Below are 21,005 nucleotides of genomic sequence, written 5' to 3' on the forward strand. Positions count from 1 at the left end.
AACACGATGGCGGGCCGGCCGCGACGGTCGACGCTGAACGGCGACGGGATCACGATGTGGTGGGATGGCAGCGATGACTGACGAGAAGAAGGCCGAACAGCTCAGCTACGAGCAGGCCCGCGCCGAGCTGGCGTCGGTGGTCGAGCGGCTGGAGACCGGCGGCACCACGCTGGAGGAGTCACTGGCGCTCTGGGAGCGCGGCGAGAAGCTGGCCGAGACCTGCCAGCGCTGGCTGGACGGCGCCCGCGCCCGCATCGACGCCGCCCGCCAGGACCCCACCTCCTGACCTCCCCCGCCCGCCCGGACCGCCCGACCCGGCCCGGCCCGCCCGCCCGCCCGCCCGCCCGCCCGGCGATCATGGAGTTGTGGTGGGCGATACAGGGCGTTCTGCACCTTGTGTCACCCACCACAACTGCATGATCGACGCGGGCGGGGGCGCGGGCGGGGGCGGGGGCGCCCGAGGGAGGGCGCGAGGGAGGACCGGGGTTAGTTGAAGAGGTTGTAGAGCTCGGCGGGGGCCTCGACGACCTGGTCCGCCGGGGGCTTCTGGGCGGCGGTGGCGCTGCCGTAGTCCGAGTACGTGATCTTGATGTCCTGCGCCTTGGTCTGGCCGGCGGCCGGGATCTGGATGACCATCTCGCTGAGCCGGCCCTGCGGGTCGAGCTTCGCGGTGAACGGCACCGACTTCGCCTGCGCCCCGAGGGCCGTGATCACCGTCGGGTCCACCGAACCCGCCTCCGCCGCCTTCGACACGTCGATCGTGCCGGAGTACGCGCCGTCGCCGGTCTGGCGTACCTCCGTGATGCCCTGCGTCAGCACCTCGCTGCCGGCGGGGTCGACCTTGTCGAAGTCGAAGCCGAGGTTGCGGTTGCCCTTGATCCGGGTCTGGTCCAGGTGCTGGTACTTGCCGAGGTTGAGCTTCTGCACCCCCGGCACGCTGTTGGCGGTAGTGCCGCCGAGTTCGACCTTCACCCAGCTGTCCGGCTTGTAGTGGACGAGGTCGAGCTTCATGAACAGGTCGTCGGTCGGCTTGCCGATCGTCACCCGCATCTCGGCGCTCTGGGTGGGCTCGTGCACCCGTCCCTCGGCGGTCGAGCCGACGCCGGACATGGTGAACCGGAAGTTGCCGTTGCTGATCTCACGGGTGGAGGCCAGCAGCGCCTGCTTGGCGTCACCGGCCGCCGGGGCCGCGCTGCCGGAGGGCGCGGGCGTGCCGGAGGCCGAGACGGTCGGGGAGGCGGACGAGCCCGCCGTCGGGGTCCCGGAGGAGTTGCAGGCGGCCAGGCCGGGAGTGAAGAGGGCGGCGGCCACCAGGCCGGCGCTCAGGCGTCGAACAGTCATACGTGTCTCCCACATGGGTCACCCGACGCACCTGGCGGCGGCCGGAAACCGGGCGACGCACCACGTCGGCTGCGCCGCGCGAACCCCCTGAGGCCGGCTGCCGGGGCGACCGGTCCGGGTCCGCCCCACTCCTGTTCCCTGTCGCCGCGTCGCACAATCACCGGGATGTCCGGTTGCCCCGGACGGGTGACCCCGGAACGCGGAAACGGGGCGGCCGGAGCCGCCCCGTTTCCGTGTGTCGCCGTTACTTCTTGAACATCTCGTACGTCTCGGGGGACGCCTCGACCACCTTGTCCGCCGGCGGCTTCTGCGCGGCGGTGGCGTTGCCGTAGTCCGCGTACGTGACCTTGATGTCGTGCGCCTTGGTCTCACCGGCGGCCGGCACCGAGATCACCAGCTCGGTGAGCCGGCCCTCCCCGTCCAGCTTCGCGGTGAAGGGCAGCGTCTTGGCCTGCGCGCCGAGGGCCTTGACCAGGTCGGCGTCCAGGGTGGCGGCGTCGCCCGCGGCGGACACGTCGAGCTTGCCGGTGTAGCTGCCCTCAGCGGTCTTCTGCACCTCGGTGACGCTCTTGGTCAGCTTCGCGCTGCCGGCCGGGTCGACTTCCTCCATGTAGCGGCTGAGCTCGCCGGCGCCCTTGACCTTGGACTGGTCGAGGTGCTGGTACTTGCCCTTCCACTTCTCCGCGCCCGGGATCATGGCGCCCAGCTCGCCGAGGTCGAGCATCACCCAGCTGTCCGGCTCGATGTAGATCAGCTCCATGCCCATCGACATGCCGCCGGACTCGTCGTCGAACTTCATGCTGAACTGGGCGCTGTTGCTGGGCTTGTGCACCAGGCCCTTGCCGCTCAGCCCGGCACCGGCCAGCGTGAAGGTGAAGTTGCCCTTCTCGATCTCCTTGGTGGAGGCGAGCAGCGCCTCCTTGGGGTCGGCGGGCGCGGCCGACGCTGCCGAGCCCGCGGCGGTCGGCGCGGCATCGTCCGACTTGCAGGCAGTCAGGCCGGGAACGAGCAGGGTGGCGGCGAGCACGCCGACGCTCCACCGTCGAATGTTCACAGTCAGTTGTCTCTCTTCGTGAAACGGTAAGCACCTGGCGGACTTCATCCGCCGAGCAGTGAGCCGGGGCAGCGTAGCCGATCCGACCGACACCCGGGGGGCAGCTGTGGGAGCGGGCTACCGGATCGCCGAGGCCAGGTGCCGCAGTTCGTTGTCCCGGGCGTCGCCGACCACGATCACGGTCCGGTTCGGTTCGAGCAGGACCAGGGCCTGTTCGTTGCCGCGGGCGGTGTACCGCTGCCAGGAACGCCCGCCCAGGTCCGTCTGGCCCTGCGGTTGCCCCTCGGCGGTCAGCTCGGCGGGCAGCAGCCGCTCCGGAGGCACGCTGCTCTGCACCAACTGGGCGGCCCGCCCCTCCGGGGTGAGGTAGCCGAGGCGCAGGCTAGACCCGCCTTCGACGGTCTGGAAGTTCGCGCTGACCGTGCGCCAGCCGTCGCCCAGCCCCGCCGGCTCGCTGACCGGGAAGGCGTTGGCGGCCCGCGCCGATTCGAGGGCGGGCGCCGGGTCGACGGTCGTCGGCTGGTCGCCGCCGAGGAACCCCCGGTAGAAGGCGAGCAGCAGGGCGATCGGGATCAGCAGCACGAGCAGCGAGATCGCCATGTCCTTCGGCGAGCGCTCGGACTTGCGGGTGTCGACCGCGGGCGGCGGCGCAGGCCGCTCGCCCGTCTCCGCCCCGCCGTCGGGCGGGGCCGCCCCGGGGGCGCCGGCGGGTTCGACCAGCGCCGGTTCCCCTTCCGGTACGGCCCCGGCCCGGGTCGGGGCGACCGGCGGCTGGCCGTCCGGCGGCGTCGAGTCGGCGGGTACGCGATCGGCAGGCTGTGCGGCTTCCACCCCACCATCTTCGCAGCCTCCCGACCGGCCGTATCCGGGCCATCACCGCCCCGACCCCGCGCCGGGTGAGCGATCGTGTGAGGATCAGCGACAAACCCGGCAGCGGCGACGCCGCACCCTGCCGCCCCGCAACGTCGCGAGGAGGAGCCGTCATGACGAACACCAGGACGCGGATCCCACAGGATCTCGACCGCAACCTCGCCCTCGACCTGGTCCGGGTCACCGAGGCCGCGGCGATGGCCGCCGGTCGCTGGGTCGGCCGGGGCGACAAGGAGGGCGGCGACGGAGCCGCCGTCGACGCGATGCGCAAGCTGATCAACTCGATCCCCATGCGGGGCGTCGTGGTGATCGGCGAGGGTGAGAAGGACAACGCCCCGATGCTCTTCAACGGCGAGCACGTCGGCGACGGCACCGGCCCGGAGGTGGACGTCGCCGTCGACCCGGTCGACGGCACCACGCTGATGAGCAAGGGCATGCCGAACGCGGTGGCGGTTCTCGCCGTCTCCGAGCGGGGCGCGATGTTCGACCCGAGCGCGGTCTTCTACATGGAGAAGCTCGCCGTCGGCCCGGCGTACGCCGACGTGGTGGACATCAACGCGGGGGTGGCCGAGAACCTGCGCCGGATCGCCAGGGTCAAGGGCACCGACGTCTCCGAGGTCACGGTCTGCGTGCTGGACCGCAGCCGCCACGACGACCTGGTCACGCAGATCCGCCGGGCCGGGGCGGGCATCCGGTTCATCTCCGACGGCGACATCGCCGGCTCCATCGCGGCGGCCCGGGGCGAGTCCGACGTCGACGTGCTGATGGGCATCGGCGGCACCCCGGAGGGCATCATCTCCGCCTGCGCGTTGAAGTGCATGGGCGGGGCGATGCAGGCCAAGCTCTGGCCGCGCGACGCCGAGGAGCGGGAGAAGGCGCTCGCCGCCGGGCACGACCTGGACCGGGTGCTCACGACCGACGACCTCGTCACCGGGGACAACTGCTTCTTCGTGGCCACCGGCGTCACCTCCGGCGACCTGCTGCGGGGCGTCCGCTACCGGGCCGGTGGCGCGTACACGCAGTCGATCGTCATGCGCTCGAAGAGCGGCACGATCCGGGTGATCGACTCGTACCACCGGCTGGAGAAGCTCGCGCTCTACTCGGCCGTCGACTTCGACGGCCGGCCGCTGGCCGAGCAGGAGTGAGCGGCACCGGGACGCTGGCCACTCCAGCCACGTCGGCGGCCCGCCGGATCACCGGCGTGGGCCTCGCGACCGCCTCCGGGCTGGCCGTGGCCGTGCAGTCCCGGATCAACGGCGAGTTGGGCGTACGCCTGGCCGACGGGATCGCCGCCGCGGTCGTCTCGTTCGGGGTGGGCCTGCTGGTGCTGCTGGTGCTGGTCCCCGCCACCCCGGGTGGGCGGCGGGGGCTGGCCGCCCTGCGCGGCGCGCTCACCGACGGCACGTTGCGGCCGTGGCACTGCCTCGGCGGGGCGTGCGGCGCGCTCCTGGTGGCCGCCCAGGGGCTGACCATCGGCACCCTCGGCGTGGCGGTGTTCACCGTCGCGGTGGTCGCCGGCCAGTCCGGCAGCAGCCTGGCCGTCGACCGGGCCGGGGTCGGTCCGGGCGGTCGCCAGCCGGTCACCGGCCAGCGGCTGGCCGGCGCGGCGCTGACCGTGGTCGCGGTCCTGCTGGCCGTCGGCGACCGGCTCGGTGACCCGGGCACCCTCGTGCTGGCCCTGCTGCCGCTGCTCGCCGGGGTGGCCATCGCCTGGCAGCAGGCGGTCAACGGCCGGGTACGGATGGCCGCCGGCAGCGCGCTGACCGCCACGCTCGTCAACTTCTCCGTCGGCACGGTGGCCCTGCTGGTCGCCTTCGCCGTCGACGTCGCGCTCCGGGGCTGGCCGGCGGGCGGCGCGCCGGCCGAGCCGTGGCTCTACCTGGGCGGCCCGATCGGGATCGTGTTCATCGCGATCGCCGCGGCGATCGTCCGGTTCACCGGCGTGCTGCTGCTCGGCCTGTCCACCATCGCCGGGCAGATCGTCGGCGCCGTACTGCTGGACCTGCTGCTGCCCACGGCGGCCTCCCGCCCGGGGCCCGTCACCCTGCTCGGCGCGGCGCTGACCCTGGTCGCGGTCGGAGTCGCCGCCCTCGCCCCGCCGCCCCGCCCCGGCCGCTGACGCCGCCGCCGGCGGGCGTGCCGGACCGGGGCCCGCCCGTGCCGGACCCGCCCGTGCCGGACCCGCCCGTGCCCGGTGGCGTGCCGGCCCGGAGCCCGGCCGGTGCCGCCCACGCCGCGCGCCCGCGTCGTCGCGGCGTCGTAGCGGTGCGTCAGGTGCCGTCGGACGAGTGCCCGGGGAACAGGTGCGCGCTCGGGTCGATGGCCACCGCCGCGTTGTTGACCGCCGTGGCCGCCTCGCCGAAGCCGGTCGCGATCAGCCGGACCTTGCCCGGGTACTCCGTGATGTCACCCGCCGCGAAGACCCGGGGCAGGTTCGTCGCCATCGCGCTGTCGACGACGATGTGCCGGCGGTCCAGCCGCAGCCCCCACTCGGCCAGCGGGCCGAGGTCGGCGGTGAAGCCGAGGGCGGCCACCACCGTGTCCACCGGCAGCAGCTCCGCCGCGCCGCCGCGTACGGTGATCTCGGCGCCGGTGACCGTGCCGTCGCCGTGCAGCCTGGTCACCTCGGCGTTGACGATCACGCGCACCGGCAGCCCCAGCACCCGGGCGACGGTGGCCGCGTGCGCCCGGAACTTCTCCCGCCGGTGCACCACCGTCACCGAGCGGGCCAGCGGCTCAAGCGTCGACGCCCAGTCGAAGGCGGAGTCGCCGCCACCGACGATCAGCACGTCCCGGCCGGCCAGCTCCGCCGGCTGCGGTACGAAATAGACGATCCCGGCGCCGGCGAAGTGCTCCGCCACCGGCAGCGGGCGGGGCGTGAAGCTGCCCAGCCCACCGGTGACGATCACCGCCCCGCACCGCAGCTGACCGCCCCCGGCGAGGCCGAGCACCGGCCGCCCGTCGGCGTACGAGAGCTTCTCGGCGCGGGTGCCGAGCAGGTAGCACGGGTCGAAGGGAGCCGCCTGGGCGACGAGGTTGGCCACCAGGTCCCGCCCCTTGACCGCCGGGAAGCCGGCGACGTCGTGGATCAGCTTCTCCGGGTACATGGCGGTGATCTGGCCGCCGGGCTCGGGCAGCGCGTCGACGACCGCGACGGAGAGCCCCCGGAATCCGGCGTAGTACGCCGCGAACAGCCCGGCGGGGCCGGCCCCGATCACCGCGACATCGACCTCGCGCATGTGCGTACCGTCGCTTTCCGCTCACGGATCAACGCGTGCTGATCCCGACGGTAGGGCCGGCGGCGCGCCCGGGGCAAGCATGTCCCACCGGCGCCGCGCGGCACCGGCGCGTCGGCGCTCAGGGCATGGTGAGCGTGGACTCCGAGCGGTGGGGGCCGCCCAGGTCCCCCCGGCGGCGCCGGAAGATGATCGCGGCGACCACCCCGCCGAGCAGCCCGAACAGGTGCCCCTGCCAGGAGATCCGCTCGTCGGTGGGGAGGATGCCGACCAGCTGCCAGCCGTAGAGCAGGCCGACGAGCAGGAAGACCGCGAAGTTCCACCAGCTCCGTTCGACGATGCCCCGGGTCAGCAGGATGCCCAGGTAGCCGAAGATGACCCCGCTCGCGCCGACCACCACGGAGGTCGACGAGCCGGTGAACCACACCCCCAGCCCGCTGACCAGGATGATGACGAGCGTCGACCAGAGGAAGCGGCGGGCGCCGGCGGCGAGCACGAAGGTGCCGAGCAGGATCAGCGGGATGCTGTTGCTGTAGAGGTGGTCGAAGCCGTGGTGCAGGAACGGCGAGAAGAAGACCCCGTCGAGACCGTCGATGCGCTTCGGGATGATTCCGGCGGTGGCGTCGAGGCCGACCGCGAGCCCCTGGTCGAGGGCCTCGATGAGGAAGAGGAACGGCACCACCGCGCACATGGCGACGAAGGCCCGGCCGAGCGCGGCGTAGAACGCCTCGGTGCCGAACCGGTGCGGGTCGCCGCTTCCCGGGTGCAGGGTCACCCGTCAAGAGCTATCAGGTGTCGGGCGCAGCCGCCACTTCTGCGGCGATCCGTACCCGGAACGACGAGGGCGGGGTGTGTGGACGCCCACACACCCCGCCGTCGAAGGTCGATCAGTACCAGCCCACGTCCTGCGAGTGGGCCCAGGCCTTGCAGGGCGAACCGTAGCGGCCCTCGATGTAGCCGAGGCCCCACTTGATCTGGGTCGCCGGGTTGGTCTGCCAGTCGTCGGCGACCGAGCCCATCTTGCTGCCCGGCAGCGACTGCGGGATGCCGTACGCCCCGGACGAGGGGTTGCGGGCCTTGTGGTTCCAGCCGCTCTCCTTGTCCCAGAGCTTGTTCAGGCACGGGAACTGGTCCATCCCGAAGCCCGCCTTCACCATGAGCGCGCAGCCGACCTCGCGGTTGCCGCTGAACTCGGCGCAGGAGGCCGGGATGGGCCCGGTGTAGGGCTTGCTCTCGGCGGCCTTCTCGGCCGCGGCCTTGGCGGCGGCCTCGCGGGCCTTCTTCCGCGACGCGGCGGCGGCCTCGGCCTCGCGGGCGCGCTTGGCGGCCTCCTTGGCGGCCGCGGCGGCGCGCAGCTTCGCCTGGTACTCGGCGGTCCGCTGCTTCGCGGACTGCACCTGCTGGGCGGCCTGCCGCTCGCGCTGGTACTCGAACTCGGCCTGCTCGACAGCGACGCCGACCTGCGCGGTCAGGCCCTGCTGCTGGGTCTGTCGGTCTTCACCCAGGTAGACACCGCCGGCAACGCCCACGGAGAGCAGTGCGACAGCGGCCGTACGGGCGCCGAACCGGCTCCACAGCCGACTCACGAAGTGGTCCCTTCGTCGGGTGCAAGGACACGGCGCGGGGCGTCAACCCGGGTGGGTCGCGTCCGCGCGTCGCGAGCGCCCCGACCCGGTGCCGGTCGCAGCCGACGTACCCCGGTGACTGTTGGCGTGTCCTGTGACGAACGATCACCAACGATCTTCTCGGTACGTGGGCGCTCGTGGGACACCATCGCGCACGGTGAGGCTGATGGGAAACGAAGAGCGCCGATTGTGATCTGCGCCACAAAGAGAATGCGGACAAACCCCTACATAGCGACCGTCATTGCGGGATGTCCTCCAGAAGATCCGTCACCATCGCGGCGATCGGCGAGCGCTCCGAACGGCTGAGGGTGACGTGGGCGAAGAGCGGATGGCCCTTGAGCGCCTCGATCACGGCGGTCACCCCGTCGTGCCGGCCGACGCGGAGATTGTCCCGCTGGGCGACGTCGTGGGTGAGCACCACCCGGGAGCCCTGGCCGATGCGGGAGAGCACCGTCAGCAGCACGCCGCGCTCCAGCGACTGCGCCTCGTCCACGATCACGAAGGCGTCGTGCAGGCTGCGGCCCCGGATGTGCGTCAACGGCAGCACCTCCAGCAGGCCCCGCGAGGTGACCTCCTCCAGCACGTTCTCGTGCACCACCGCGCCGAGGGTGTCGAAGACCGCCTGCGCCCAGGGCGACATCTTCTCCGACTCCGAGCCGGGCAGGTAGCCCAGCTCCTGGCCGCCGACGGCGTAGAGCGGGCGGAAGACCACCACCTTCTTGTGCCGGCGGCGCTCCATCACCGCCTCCAGCCCGGCGCAGAGGGCCAGCGCGGACTTGCCGGTGCCGGCCCGCCCGCCCAGCGAGACGATCCCCACCGACTCGTCCAGCAGCAGGTCGAGCGCGATCCGCTGCTCCGCCGAGCGGCCGTGCAGCCCGAACGCCTCCCGGTCGCCACGGACCAGCCGTACGGTCTTGTCGGGCAGCATCCGGCCGAGCGCGGAGCCCCGGCCCGAGTGCAGCACCAGGCCGGTGTGGCAGGGCAGTCCGGCGGCGGCGTCCAGGTCCAGCGCCTCGCCGGCGTAGAGCCGGCCGATCTGCTCCTCGGCGAGTTCCAACTCGGCCATTCCGGTCCAGGTGGGGTCGCTGGCCTGGCCGTGCCGGTACTCGTCCGCCCGCAGGCCCACCGAGGCGGCCTTGACCCGCAGCGGCATGTCCTTGCTGACCAGGGTGACCTCCCGCCCCTCGGCGGCGAGGTTCAGCGCGACGGAGAGGATCCGGGTGTCGTTGGAGTCGGTGCGGAACCCCGGCGGCAGCACGCCGTCGTCGGAGTGGTTGAGCTCGACCCGCAGCGTGCCGCCGGAGTCGTTGGCGGGCACCGGGCGGTCCAGCCGCCCGTGCCGGACCCGCAGCTCGTCCAGCATGCGCAGGGACTGCCGGGCGAACCAGCCCAGCTCCGGATGGTGCCGCTTGCCCTCCAACTCCGAGATGACCACGAGGGGCAGGACCACCTCGTGCTCGGCGAATCGGTGGAAGGCCGCCGGGTCGGACAGGAGCACCGAGGTGTCCAGGACGAACGCCTGGCCCGCTGGTCGGGGCTCCTCGGTGTCCACCGGGGCGGCGGACGCGCCGCGGCGGCTCCGGGTGGCGCGGCGGGTCGTGGCAGTCGCGGCCGGGGTCTGGTCGGTCCCGGCGGGCGTACGGCGAGTCGTCACAGGCCTGCTCCGACGGATGGGCACCCGCCACCCGCGTTCCGCCTCCTCCGGTGCCCGGGGACACGGGGTCGGATGCGGAACCCCGTGCGCGAGGTCGCAGATCCGGGCGGACCGGCTGGCCCGGGAGAACCCCGTGCCATGCCTAGACGCTAGCCGCGTCGGACCCCGTCGGCTAGTGGTCGGCGGTGGATCTCCGGGGACCGGCGGGTGAACTCGGCCGGCGGCGGATCCGGCCGGGATGCATGCCCCCTGCGCGCATCCCGGCCGGCGGGAACCACCGTCACCGGTCTGACGTGGTCCCGACGGTGCGTGTCCGCCGCGGACGACGCACCGCGTCCTGGTTCCGGTCGGCGGGGCCTCGGGCTCCCCGCCGACCGGGGTTCAACCGGTCCGCCGCACCAGGGTGCCGGTCGGGTGCCGCCCGGCGACCGGGGCGACCGGCGTCGAGAACGACGAGCCGGTGTACGTGGTGCCGGGCCGCACCACCGTGCCGGTGACCCGGGTGGTGGCGGGCGACGGGCCGGCCAGGGCGGACGCGATGGCGGCCTGGGCGTCGCGGCGACGTCGGTTCCAGGCCCCCCGGTCGCCGTCGAAGTAGCCCTGCCGGTAGCCGAACCGGTAGCCGATGCGGTAGCTGAGCTGGCCGTGCAGCCGCCCGGCCGCGTAGCTCGTGGCGCCGAGGACGAGGACGAGGAAGACGGCGAGGAAGGGGCTCATCCGGCGGCTCCCGTGCGCCGCGGGTCCCGCTTCATCGTTCCTCCGGCTCGGTCGGCGTGGGCTCGGCGACCAGGAGCCGGTCCAGGTCGTCGGTGCTGACCTCCTCGACCAGCTCGACGCTGATCCGGCAGCCGTCCAGGACGACCTCGGCCACCGAGGAGCGGCGGATCTCCCCGCCGGCGTCGTAGACGCGGACGCTGACCTCGGGGCAGCCGAGGTGGGTACGCCAGGCGTCCCACTCGGTGCGGTCGCCGACGCTGAGTGACAGGTAACGGCAGCCCCGGGCGAGGTAGAGCCGCCATGGCGCGCTCAGGCCCGTGGCCACCCCCTCCGCGATCAGGCCGAAGGCCTGGGCACGGGTGGCTAGCTCGGTCACCACACCCCCCTCGCGCCGGGGGCGTGACGCATGTGAGCACTGATCGTCTCATGCACGTGACACACCGTAGATTGTCTCATGGGCGTGACAGTATCAGCTTTTCGTCCGTTTACGGCGACCTCTACGGGCATCTATTCTGCCCAGGTGACACCCCTCAGAAGCGGTGCCGGATCGTTTACCGGCGCCCCGAAGAACACGTCACGTCCGCGTGACAACAGCGTGCCAGGACACGCACCGGTTGCCGGATGGTCGTACCGTCACCGGGTGACCGAGACGGCCAACGCACGGAAGATCGCCTTCGCCACCTTCGTCCGGAGGGCGCTCGAAGAGGCCCGGGCCACCCGGGCGTGGAGCGGCACCGAGGTGTCCCGTCGCACCGGCGTCTCCCGGCAGACCATCAACCGCTGGGTCCGGGGCGACTGGGCGAGCGACCCGGAGGCCGAACGCGTGGTGGCGTTCTGCGAGGGCCTCGGCCTCAGCCCGGCGACCGCCTTCGCCGCGCTGGGCTGGGAACGCGCGACCGCCCCGCGCAGCTCCCCGGCCACGCCGCCGATGGACCCGGACGTGGAGGCGCTGCTGCGGCGGCTCGTGGACCCCGACGTCTCCGACGCGGAGAAGTTCCACATCCGGGAAACCATCAGATATCTCGCGTATCGCCCCACCCTCCCGGTCCATGTCCGAAAACGAGGTAAACAGGCCGGCTAGTTCCTCAGATGGCGAAAGAACGGCAGGTCAGACTCATTCGTTTCGCTCCGGGGCCGGAACGGGCGCGCTAGCGTCCGTACTCGTACTGCTTGGGCTCGTCGTCGGCGGGGGGACGGGACAAGGCCGAACCCAGCCCTGCGGGACAGAAGGAGGGGTCTGTCCATGACCCTGAAGTGGATGGCAGTCGTGATCGCCACCGTGTCGCTGACACTGGGCGTGACCGGAAACGTGGTGACCCTGGCGGTCAACGGCGGGCAGCTTCCCCTGCTCGTCAACCTCGTCGCGCTCACCTCCGCCGGCACCGCGGTGATCCTGGCCGTGGTCGCCGAGCTGCACCACCGGCTCGACGACCGGGTCAGTGCGCTGACCGAATTCCTGGTCAACAAGTTGCAGGAGATCGAGGACCGCACCGGCGACCGCAACAGCGGCTTCGTCGAGGGTTACCTGCTCAACCACGGCCAGGAGGCCGCCGTCGTGCCGTTCGGCCGGCGGGGACGGGGAGCCGCCGAACGCTGACCGTCGGGCCCGTCGCGACCCGACCGCGCGCCCCCGAGGCGCCGGCCGGAAGCCACCTCTCGGCCGGGGATTGAGCCGCCCCGCCCGGGGTACGCTGTCGCGCGTGCCGCCGTTGAATCTGGGCAACCAGCAGCCGAGGAACCCGTTGGACGCCGACCAGGCCTGGCGGACGACCGCCGGGAGGGCGGCCGGGACCGTGCTCTTCTTCGACTTCGACGGCACCCTGGCGCCGGTCGACGACGATCCCACCGCCGTGCGTCCCGCCCCGAAGGTGCTGGCGGCGATCGAGGCGCTCGCTCCGGTCGTACGGCGGATCGCGATCGTCTCCGCGCGTCCGGTCGACTTCCTCCGCGACCACCTCGGCGGGCTCACCGGCGTCGACCTGTACGGCCTCTACGGCCTGGAGCACAGCCACTCCGGCGGCGAGACCGTGACGGAGCCGGCGGCCCTGCCCTGGGTGCCCACCATGGCCGAGCTGGCCGACCTGGCCCGGGCCGAGCTGCCCGAGGGTGCGCTGGTGGAGTACAAGCGGCTCTCCGTGGCGCTGCACTGGCGCACCGCGCCGCAGCTCGGCGCGGCCGTGGAGCGGTGGGGCCAGGCCCAGGCCGAGCGACTCGGGCTCAAGGTCCAGGCCGGGCGGATGGTGCTGGAGCTCAAGCCCCCGGTCGACCGCGACAAGGGCATGGTGATCGACGAGATCGTCCGGGACGCCGAGGGCGCCTGGTACTTCGGCGACGACGTCTCCGACATCAAGGCGTTCGCCGCGCTGCGGGCCCGGGCCGCCGCCGATCCGGACTTCTTCGGCGTCTGCGTCGCGGTCGCCAACCCGGAGACGGGCCACGAGGTCGCGGAGGCCGCCGACCTGACCCTGGACTCCCCCGCCGCCCTCGGCGCGTTCCTCACCGACGCCACCCGACACCTCACCTGACGCCCTCGCGCCCGGCTGGGCCGGGCGACGCGCTCCCCTCGGCCGGGCCGGAGACGCGCTCGATGGCCGGCTGGGCCGGGGAAGCTCGCGGCCGGCCGGGGACGCGTTCTGCGTCAACCGTGCCGGAGACGCGCTCTGCGCCGGTTGGGCCGGCGAGGTGCTCCGGGTCGGTCAGGCGCCGTAGCGGCGCTGGCGGTTGGCGTACGAGCGCAGGGCGCGCAGGAAGTCGATGTGCCGGAATTCCGGCCAGTTGAGTTCGCAGAAGTAGAACTCCGAGTGCGCCGACTGCCACAGCATGAAGCCGGAGAGGCGCTGCTCGCCACTGGTGCGGATGACCAGGTCGGGATCGGGCTGGCCCCGGGTGTAGAGGTGCTCGGCGATGTGCTCGACGTCCAGCACCTCGGCCAGTTCCTCGAGGGTGCCGCCGTTGGCGGCGTACTCCAGCAGCAGCGACCGCACCGCGTCGGTGATCTCCCGCCGGCCGCCGTAGCCGACCGCGATGTTGACCTCGGTCCCGCCGCTGCGGTCCCGGGTGCGTTCCTCGGCGGCCTTCAGCGCGGCCGCCGTCGAGGCCGGGAGCAGGTCGAGCGCGCCGACCATCCGCAGCCGCCAGGGATTGCCCTCCTCGGCCAGCTCGACCACCAGGTCCTCGATGATCTGGAGCAGCGGGTCGAGTTCCTTGGCCGGCCGGCGCAGGTTGTCGGTGGCCAGGAGGTAGAGCGTCACGTGCTCGATGCCGGCCTGGTTGCACCAGCCCAGCATGTGCTTGATCTTGACGGCGCCCATCCGGTGACCGTCGTTCGGGTCGACGTAGCCCATCTCCCGGGCCCACCTGCGGTTGCCGTCGCACATCACGCCAACGTGCCGGGGCACCGGCTTGCCCGCGAGCTTCGCCGTGAGGCGACGCTCGTACACGGAATAGATCAGGTCCCGCAGAGTCATCACCTTGCAGCGTAGCGACCTGCGCGCCGCATCACCGCCTCGGAGTCCGCTCCCACGCCGACAGACCGATGCCGATCATGCCCAGCGTGCGGGCGTCGAGCCGCCCGTCGCCCAGCCCCAGCTCCACCACCGTCCGGTAGACGCGGTCGTCCCGACCCGCCGCGCGGACCGCGGCGTCGACCACCCGCCGGCGCCGGGCCAGCCACGCCGCGAGCGAGCTGTGCCGCAGGTGGGTGCCGAGGCGGCGGCGCAGCGTCGCCGCGTACCGCCGGGCGGCCTGCTCGGGCGCGCCGGCCGCCGCCGCGCCGGCGAGCGCGCCGGAGAGCAGCGCGTAGAAGATGCCCTCGCCGGTGAACGGGTTGATCAGGGAGAGCGCGTCGCCAGCGAGCAGCAGCCGGCCGCGCCCGGGGGCGGGACGGTGCGTCGACAGCGGCAGGTGGTGGGCCCGCAGGTCGGTGACCGTGGCCGGGTCCGTGCCGGGCAGCAACGCCCCGAGCCGGTCGACCAGGTGCGCCCGGGTCAGCGGCTCGCCCCGCAGCACCTCCCCGTACCCGACGTTCGCCCGGCCGTCCCCGATCGGGAACGACCAGGCGTACGCCGGCCAGCGCGGCGACGAGGTGACGATGAGCTGTTCGGGCGGGCCGGGCAGCGCCGGGGCGTACCCCCGGATGGCGAGCGCCAGGTGCCGGTCGGGATTCGGCGGGTGCCCGAGCGTCCGCCGGAGGACGGACCCGGCGCCGTCCGCCCCGACCACCGCCCGCCCCGCCAGCACGCCGTCGAGCACCACCCGGTCGCCCCGCACCTCGACGTGCCGCACCGCGTGCCGGCGCAGCCGCGCGCCGGCCCCGACCGCCGCCGCCACCAGGCGCGCGTCGAAGACCCTGCGGGGCACGGTGTACGCCGGCCGGGGCAGCGCCCGGGCCACGGCGCCGCCGCCCGGCCCGACCAGTCGCAGCGCCGGCAGTGGCGCGTACCCGGTCACCGCGTCGGGCACCCCCAGCTCGTCCAGCACGTCCAGCGCGTGCGCGGCGATGCCGTCCCCGCACGCCTTGTCGCGGGGAAAGTCGGACCGGTCCAGCAGCAGCACGCTCGCCCCCGCCCGCCGGGCCGCCAGCGCGGCGGCCGACCCGGCCGGACCGGCCCCCACCACCACCACGTCGAACTCGTCGCCCACGGATTCGTCGCCCACGCGTCGCCTCCCACCGCCGGTCCGGCTCCTGCGGCCATCCTGCCGCCGCGGACGCGCACCACGCCGAAACCCGCCCGGCACGTCAACGAGGACCACGAACTCACCGGCGTCCTCCCGGGGCCCTCCCGGCGGTCTCCCGAGGCCCTCCCGGGGCCCTCGCGGCGTTCTCCCGGGGCCCTCACGGCTTCCTCCCGGGGCCCTCGCTGCGCCCCACGAACCAGAAGCCGAGGTCCGGCCGGGGTCCCCCAAGCCATCCCCGGCAGCAACGGCGCCTCCCCCACGCACGGCGGGATGACGCGCGCGGGAGATCTTGGTAGTTACGTGCCCCTGGAGGGGCATGTTCCTACCAAGATCCGCGAAGGGCTAGGCGTGACGGCCCGCGGACGCTTCCGTGGGCGGGGACGAGGGCGGGGACGAGGGGCGGGGCGGGCCCTCGGGCGGTCTTATGGGCGGGGCAGGTCGACAGCGCGAATGGCACCGCTCCCCCGCCCCGCCGCCGAGGCGAGGTTGCGGCCGGGGGTGCGGGCCCAGTCCACCGCGCCAACCCCCAGGCTGGTGGGGAACGGGCCGGGGCGGGTCCGGGCGGGTCCGGGCCCTGCGGCAGATGGTGATCACGCTGGCTAGGTGCGGTGCCTGGAACACCTCTGCACCGTGTGCGCCCGGCCGGGGGTTCGGCGCGGGTCGCGCGCTACGCCGGGCGGGTGGCGCGTTCGGCACGGGTGGCGCGCCAGAGGCCGTAGATCGCCAGGGCGGCGGCGGCCACCAGCGGGCCGCCGTCGCGGACCAGCCCGTCCGGGCCGAGCAGCCACCAGCACAGCGGCAAATCGACGGCGAGCACGATCGCGGTGACGACCACCAGCAGCGTGCGCGCCCAGCCCTTGCCGCGCATCAGGAAGGCGGTGCAGAAGAGCACCGCGTAGCTGGTCACGATCCCGGCGGCGAACCAGAGCAGCACGGCGGGCACGGCGGCGAGCCGGTCGTCCAGCACCGCGCCGCCGGCGACCAGCGCCGGGACCAGCATGAGCGGGCTGTACGTGAACGCCGCGACCCGGCTGGTGAGCAGCCAACCGCTGACCTCCGGCCGGCGGGGCGGGGTCTCCCGCCAGGAGATCCCCTCCCGGTCGATGACCAGGCGGGGCCGGTGGCGGACCAGGTGCCCGGACACCGCGGACGAGCGGTAGAGCAGCCAGACCACGGCGGCGCAGAGCACGGTGAGCAGGGCGAACCCGAGCAGCCCCGGCAGCGGCGGCACCCCCTGCCGGGGCACGATCAGCCGGCCGACCGCGAAGACCGTGGTCACCGCCAGGATCAGCCCGAACGGCCGGGCCACCGTCCGGCCCCGACGGACGTGCCCGATCAGCAGCAGGAAGCCGAGCGAACGGAGCATCGCCCAGCCCGTCCGCACCGCCAGCCCGAAGCCCTGCTCCGGGGCGTACCACCAGTTGAGCAGCTCGACCACGACGGTGGCCGCCGCGGTCAGCGCGAGCAGTGCGGTCAGCGCCCGGACGGCGGACGGCCGCCGGACCTCGGTCGCGGCGGCCGTCCTCATGGGATCCGATGATGCCCTGTCGGGGCTTCGGTCACACCTGTCCTCAGCGCTGCGGCGCCGCGTCGAGCCGCGCACGCAGCGCGTCCAGCTCCGCCCAGAGCACGCCCGGCAGCTTGTCGCCGAACTTCTCGAACCACTCGGTGACCATCGGGAGCTCCTTGCGCCACTCCTCCGGGTCGACCTTCAGCGCGATCCGGACGTCCTCCGGGGTCATGTCGAGGCCTTCGACGTCGAGCGCGTCCTGGGCCGGGACCATGCCGATCGGCGTCTCCACCGCCTCGGCGCGCCCCTCGATCCGCTCGATGACCCACTTGAGCACGCGGGAGTTCTCGCCGAAGCCGGGCCAGAGGAAGTTGCCCTCCGGGTCCTTGCGGAACCAGTTGACGTAGTAGATCTTCGGCAGCTTGGACTCGTCGCCGTCGGTGCCCTTGCCCATCTCGATCCAGTGCCGGAAGTAGTCGCCGGCGTGGTAGCCGATGAACGGGAGCATCGCCATCGGGTCGCGCCGGACGACGCCGACCGCGCCGGAGGCGGCGGCGGTGGTCTCCGAGGAGAGCGTCGCGCCCATGTAGACCCCGTGCACCCAGTCGCGGGCCTCGGTCACCAGCGGGATGGTGTCCCGGCGGCGACCGCCGAAGAGGATCGCGTCGATCGGCACGCCGTTCGGGTCGAAGTAGTCCTCGGCGAGGATCGGGCACTGGGTGATCGGGGTGCAGAACCGGCTGTTCGCGTGCGAGGAGAGGCTGTCGCTCTCCGGCGTCCAGTCGTTGCCCTTCCAGTCGACCAGGTGCGCCGGCGGCTCGCCCATGCCCTCCCACCAGATGTCCCCGTCGTCGGTCAGGGCGACGTTGGTGAAGACGGAGTTGCCGCGGTCCAGCGTCCGCATCGCGTTGGCGTTGGTCTTCCAGTCGGTGCCGGGCGCGACGCCGAAGAGGCCGTACTCGGGGTTGACCGCGTAGAGGCGCCCGTCCGGGCCGAAGCGCATCCAGGCGATGTCGTCGCCGATGGTCTCGACCTTCCAGCCCGGGACGGTCGGCTCCAGCATGGCCAGGTTGGTCTTGCCGCAGGCCGACGGGAAGGCCCCGGCGACGTGGTAGACCTTGCCCTCCGGCGAGGTGATCTTGAGGATGAGCATGTGCTCGGCGAGCCAGCCCTCGTCGCGGCCCATCACGCTGGCGATCCGCAGCGAGTAGCACTTCTTGCCGAGCAGCGAGTTGCCGCCGTAGCCGGAGCCGAAGGACCAGATCTCCCGGGTCTCCGGGAAGTGCGAGATGTACTTGGTCTCGTTGCACGGCCACGCCACGTCCTGCTGGCCGGGGGCGAGCGGGGCGCCGATGGAGTGCAGCGCGTGGACGAAGTCCGCGTCGTCGCCCATGGCCTCCAGGACCTTGGCACCCATCCGGGTCATGATGCGCATCGACGCGACCACGTACGGGCTGTCGGTGATCTCGACGCCGAACATGGGGCTCTCGGCCTCGACCGGGCCCATGCAGAACGGAATGACGTACATGGTGCGCCCGCGCATGCAACCGCGGTAGAGCTCCGTCATCGTCCGCTTCATCTCGGCCGGCGCCATCCAGTTGTTGGTGGGGCCGGCGTCCGCCTCGTCGACGGAGCAGATGTAGGTGCGCTCCTCGACCCGGGCGACGTCCGTCGGGTCGGTGCGCGCGTAGAACGAGTTGGGCTTCTTCTCGGGGTTGAGCCGGATCAGGGTGCCGGCCTCGACCAGCTCGTCGGTGAGGCGCCGCCACTCCTCGTCGGACCCGTCCACCCAGACGACGCGGTCGGGGGTGGTCAGTTCAGCGACCTCACGGACCCAGGCGAGCAGTTTCGGGTGGGACGTCGGGGCCTGATCGATACCCCGAACGGTAGCCGGAGCAACCATGACACATCTCCTTGTGGTCGACGCTGACCGATCTATGGGATGCACGAGTCTTGACGGCGCTATGCGTCGTCTTCGTGGAAACCTGGGATTGGCCTCAGCGTAAACCGGGCGAGGTCACCAGTCAGTGGGACTGGTTGTGAAGAACTGCACAAGGTAGGGGCACGCTGCGGCATCACGAGCTAATACCCGCTTTCACGCGCAGTTTCACGCAAATCCTGTGGGGAACCGTCACCGGCCGGGCCGGCGGCGGAACCCGCGAACCGCCCCGCAGGCCGCCCGATCTCGTTACGCTCTGTCCACAGGCGCACACGCGGGTGAGCGGTCCGCCGTTGCTACCCGTGCGGGATGACCTCAGCCGGTAGGCTCGCGTCGTGGCCGCGACGACGACCGGGGAGCCCGGCTCTCCGCAGACCCGCCAGGGTCTGGTCCGCTCGCTGGTGGACCGCTTCGGCCACCTGGTCCGCGAGCTGAGCAAGTTCGCCACCGTGGGCGGGATCGCCTTCCTGATCGACTTCGCGCTCTTCAACTACCTGACGAGCGTGCGGGGCGTCGAGCAGGTCACCGCGAAGACCATCTCGACGGTGATCGCGGCCTCTGTCGCGTTCGTCGGCAACCGGTTCTGGACGTGGCGGCACCGCAAGCGCTCCAACCCGGCCCGCGAGTACGCGCTGTTCTTCTTCTTCAACGGCGTCGGCCTGGGGATCGCCGTGGCCTGCCTGGCGGTCAGCCGCTACGGCCTGGGCAGCATCTGGCCGGAGGTGTTCCAGACCCCGCTGGCCGACAACATCGCCAGCTTCATCGTCGGGACCGGGCTCGGGACGCTGTTCCGGTTCTGGTCCTACCGACGGTTCGTCTTCGTCGAAGCGGGAACCCCCTCCGTTCCGGAAGAGAAGCACGACCGAGACCACCGGGCGTGACCTGCCGCCCACCTTCGTCCCGGCCGGAGCCTGCCGGCCCCGCCCACTGCCCTAAGGTGTTCCGCATGCGTCTTGTCCGTCTGCTGCCTGAGCGCTGGCAGAAGTTCATCCACGAGGCGCTCAAGTTCGGAATCGTCGGCGGCGTCAACACCGTAATCAATTACGCCGTGTTCAATGTGCTCGCACTGACCGTTTTCGTGGACGGTCAACTGAAGGCGACGGTCATCGCGACCGTGGTGGCGACGATCACGTCTTATTTGATGAATCGTCACTGGACGTACCGGGATCGCCCCAAATCGGCCATGCGGCGCGAGTACGTCCTCTTCTTCCTCTTCAACGGGGCGGGCCTGCTCATCGAGCTGGGCGTCCTGGCCGCCGCCAAGTACGGGCTGGGCCTGACCAGCCTGCTGGCCCTCAACGTGGCCAAGACCGGTGGCGTGCTGCTCGCGACGCTGTTCCGCTTCTGGTCCTACCGCACGTTCGTCTTCCAACCGACGCCGGCCCACGCGGCCGAGACGTGGCACAGCATCCCTCGCGACGAGTGGGACACCATGGCCGAGATGGACCCGGTGGCCGAGTTGGCGGAGTCGATCTCCGAGCTGGAGGAGTCCGAGCCGCCGCCCGGCGCCGCGCGGCGCGTCCCACGCGGCGCGTCCGGCCCCGAACCCGCGTCGGCGGCGGGCCCGGGGGCCCCGCTCCAGGGGCGCCCCGTCCCGCTCGACGCCGGCCTCGGCGGCTCCCTCGACCGGGAGCTGGAAGCGGAACTGGCCGCCGAACTCCAGGCCACCACCCGCCGCCCGCCCCGCCGCTGACCCACGCGCCGTCCTGACCCACGCGCCGTCCTGACCCACGCGCCGTCCGGCCCGACCGGTTCCGGCCCGCTCCCGGGCCACACCGGTCGGGTCGCGCCGGTTCAGGCGGTCGGGTCGCGCAGCGGCTTGCCGTCGTGCAGGTCCGCCAGGATGTCGCGCATCTCGCCGTCGCCCAGGGAGTGCTTGTCGTGGTGGGCCTCCACCAGCTCGTAGAGCTTGGTCTGGACCCGGCCGACCCCCGGCACGTCGTGCAGGACGGACTGGCCGCGCTCGCCGGCGGACTCGATGGTCAGCGTCCCGCAGCCGAGCAGACGCTCCACGAACCGCTGGTTCATCGCGTGGTCGTTGATCCGGGTCAGCGGGATGTCCCGCCGGTCCCGCGAGAGCACCCCCTGCTGGAGCAGCACCCGCTCGTTCGTGAAGAGGTAGTGGGTGCTCCGCCAGACCAGGAACGGCCACAGGGTCAGCCACAGCACCGCCAGCAGGGCCAGGCCGCCGATGACGGCGAGCGCGATCGAGCCGCCCCCGCCGGACGGCAGCAGGACCAGGCCGGCCACCACCGCCGCGACGGCGAGCACGAGCACCGCGACCGGCCGGATCAGCGCCTTCCAGTGCGGGTGCAGGTGCAGCACGACGTGCTCGTCCTCGGTGAGCACGTCATCGGGGAACGCCACGGGAACCTCCTCGCA

The 21,005-nt window shown here is 72.7% G+C and carries 22 protein-coding genes; 8 read left to right on the top strand and 14 right to left on the bottom strand.

The window, feature by feature from the left end:
• The first annotated feature begins 73 nt into the window (after nt 1–73).
• A complete protein-coding gene (locus RM555_RS24855; RefSeq protein ID WP_132233964.1) occupies nt 74–286 on the top strand; it encodes an exodeoxyribonuclease VII small subunit in 213 nt (70 codons plus the stop codon).
• Between the two features lie 200 nt (nt 287–486).
• On the opposite strand, the gene RM555_RS24860 is transcribed toward RM555_RS24855, so the two are convergent.
• The 3 genes from RM555_RS24860 to RM555_RS24870 form a co-directional block, all read right to left on the bottom strand.
• The gene (locus RM555_RS24860) at nt 487–1,341 is read right to left on the bottom strand and encodes a hypothetical protein (RefSeq protein WP_311414002.1); all 855 of its coding nucleotides are present in this window, start codon (nt 1,339–1,341) and stop codon (nt 487–489) included.
• Nucleotides 1,342–1,585: 244 nt separating this feature from the next.
• A complete protein-coding gene (locus RM555_RS24865; protein ID WP_311414003.1) occupies nt 1,586–2,395 on the bottom strand; it encodes a hypothetical protein in 810 nt (269 codons plus the stop codon).
• A gap of 117 nt (nt 2,396–2,512) precedes the next feature.
• Entirely contained in the window at nt 2,513–3,226 is a 714-nt protein-coding gene (locus RM555_RS24870; RefSeq protein ID WP_311414004.1) for a DUF4245 domain-containing protein, read from the bottom strand.
• 152 nt (nt 3,227–3,378) lie between these two features.
• On the opposite strand from RM555_RS24870, the gene glpX reads away from it, so the two are divergent.
• Nucleotides 3,379–4,410, top strand: coding sequence for a class II fructose-bisphosphatase (gene glpX, locus RM555_RS24875; RefSeq protein WP_311414005.1), 1,032 nt, complete (start codon nt 3,379–3,381; stop codon nt 4,408–4,410).
• The gene (locus RM555_RS24880; RefSeq protein WP_311414006.1) at nt 4,407–5,384 is read left to right on the top strand and encodes a DMT family transporter; all 978 of its coding nucleotides are present in this window, start codon (nt 4,407–4,409) and stop codon (nt 5,382–5,384) included. Before glpX ends, RM555_RS24880 begins: the two co-directional genes overlap by 4 nt.
• 151 nt (nt 5,385–5,535) lie before the next feature.
• Here RM555_RS24880 and RM555_RS24885 read toward each other — a convergent pair whose 3' ends face one another.
• From RM555_RS24885 to RM555_RS24910, 6 genes are all read right to left on the bottom strand, one after another.
• On the bottom strand, nt 5,536–6,504 hold the full coding sequence (locus RM555_RS24885; protein WP_311414007.1) for an NAD(P)/FAD-dependent oxidoreductase: 969 nt from the start codon (nt 6,502–6,504) through the stop codon (nt 5,536–5,538).
• Nucleotides 6,505–6,622: 118 nt separating this feature from the next.
• Nucleotides 6,623–7,276, bottom strand: a complete 654-nt coding sequence (locus RM555_RS24890) for a rhomboid family intramembrane serine protease (protein ID WP_151455782.1) — start codon at nt 7,274–7,276, stop codon at nt 6,623–6,625.
• A gap of 112 nt (nt 7,277–7,388) precedes the next feature.
• A complete protein-coding gene (locus RM555_RS24895) occupies nt 7,389–8,087 on the bottom strand; it encodes an aggregation-promoting factor C-terminal-like domain-containing protein (RefSeq protein ID WP_311414008.1) in 699 nt (232 codons plus the stop codon).
• A 277-nt stretch (nt 8,088–8,364) separates the two neighbouring features.
• The gene (locus tag RM555_RS24900; RefSeq protein ID WP_311414009.1) at nt 8,365–9,780 is read right to left on the bottom strand and encodes a PhoH family protein; all 1,416 of its coding nucleotides are present in this window, start codon (nt 9,778–9,780) and stop codon (nt 8,365–8,367) included.
• Nucleotides 9,781–10,161: 381 nt separating this feature from the next.
• The gene (locus RM555_RS24905) at nt 10,162–10,497 is read right to left on the bottom strand and encodes a hypothetical protein (protein ID WP_311414010.1); all 336 of its coding nucleotides are present in this window, start codon (nt 10,495–10,497) and stop codon (nt 10,162–10,164) included.
• A 31-nt stretch (nt 10,498–10,528) separates the two neighbouring features.
• Nucleotides 10,529–10,873 carry a hypothetical protein gene (locus tag RM555_RS24910; protein WP_089003683.1) on the bottom strand — a complete coding sequence of 115 codons (345 nt, stop codon included), beginning with the start codon at nt 10,871–10,873 and terminating at the stop codon, nt 10,529–10,531.
• 264 nt (nt 10,874–11,137) lie between these two features.
• On the opposite strand from RM555_RS24910, the gene RM555_RS24915 reads away from it, so the two are divergent.
• From RM555_RS24915 to otsB, 3 genes are all read left to right on the top strand, one after another.
• Nucleotides 11,138–11,578 (top strand): XRE family transcriptional regulator, encoded by a 441-nt coding sequence (locus RM555_RS24915; protein ID WP_311414011.1) that lies wholly within the window; start codon nt 11,138–11,140, stop codon nt 11,576–11,578.
• Nucleotides 11,579–11,740: 162 nt separating this feature from the next.
• Complete coding sequence (locus RM555_RS24920) at nt 11,741–12,094, top strand: hypothetical protein (protein ID WP_311414012.1); 354 nt, start codon at nt 11,741–11,743, stop codon at nt 12,092–12,094.
• A gap of 103 nt (nt 12,095–12,197) precedes the next feature.
• On the top strand, nt 12,198–13,022 hold the full coding sequence (gene otsB / locus RM555_RS24925) for a trehalose-phosphatase (RefSeq protein WP_311414013.1): 825 nt from the start codon (nt 12,198–12,200) through the stop codon (nt 13,020–13,022).
• A gap of 171 nt (nt 13,023–13,193) precedes the next feature.
• Here otsB and RM555_RS24930 read toward each other — a convergent pair whose 3' ends face one another.
• From RM555_RS24930 to RM555_RS24945, 4 genes are all read right to left on the bottom strand, one after another.
• Entirely contained in the window at nt 13,194–13,964 is a 771-nt protein-coding gene (locus RM555_RS24930; protein ID WP_311414014.1) for an isoprenyl transferase, read from the bottom strand.
• Between the two features lie 31 nt (nt 13,965–13,995).
• The gene (locus RM555_RS24935; protein WP_311414015.1) at nt 13,996–15,153 is read right to left on the bottom strand and encodes a geranylgeranyl reductase family protein; all 1,158 of its coding nucleotides are present in this window, start codon (nt 15,151–15,153) and stop codon (nt 13,996–13,998) included.
• 688 nt (nt 15,154–15,841) lie between these two features.
• A complete protein-coding gene (locus RM555_RS24940) occupies nt 15,842–16,702 on the bottom strand; it encodes a hypothetical protein (protein WP_311414016.1) in 861 nt (286 codons plus the stop codon).
• Between the two features lie 43 nt (nt 16,703–16,745).
• Nucleotides 16,746–18,587 (bottom strand): phosphoenolpyruvate carboxykinase (GTP), encoded by a 1,842-nt coding sequence (locus RM555_RS24945; RefSeq protein WP_311414017.1) that lies wholly within the window; start codon nt 18,585–18,587, stop codon nt 16,746–16,748.
• Between the two features lie 371 nt (nt 18,588–18,958).
• Between RM555_RS24945 and RM555_RS24950 the strand changes: the two genes are divergently transcribed.
• Nucleotides 18,959–19,504, top strand: coding sequence for a GtrA family protein (locus RM555_RS24950; protein ID WP_311414018.1), 546 nt, complete (start codon nt 18,959–18,961; stop codon nt 19,502–19,504).
• Nucleotides 19,505–19,569: 65 nt separating this feature from the next.
• A complete protein-coding gene (locus tag RM555_RS24955; RefSeq protein ID WP_311414019.1) occupies nt 19,570–20,316 on the top strand; it encodes a GtrA family protein in 747 nt (248 codons plus the stop codon).
• Nucleotides 20,317–20,417: 101 nt separating this feature from the next.
• Here RM555_RS24955 and RM555_RS24960 read toward each other — a convergent pair whose 3' ends face one another.
• The gene (locus RM555_RS24960; RefSeq protein WP_311414020.1) at nt 20,418–20,990 is read right to left on the bottom strand and encodes a PH domain-containing protein; all 573 of its coding nucleotides are present in this window, start codon (nt 20,988–20,990) and stop codon (nt 20,418–20,420) included.
• Nucleotides 20,991–21,005 lie beyond the last annotated feature (15 nt).

The organism is Micromonospora reichwaldensis (genome assembly GCF_031845925.1).
GTDB lineage: Bacteria > Actinomycetota > Actinomycetes > Mycobacteriales > Micromonosporaceae > Micromonospora > Micromonospora reichwaldensis.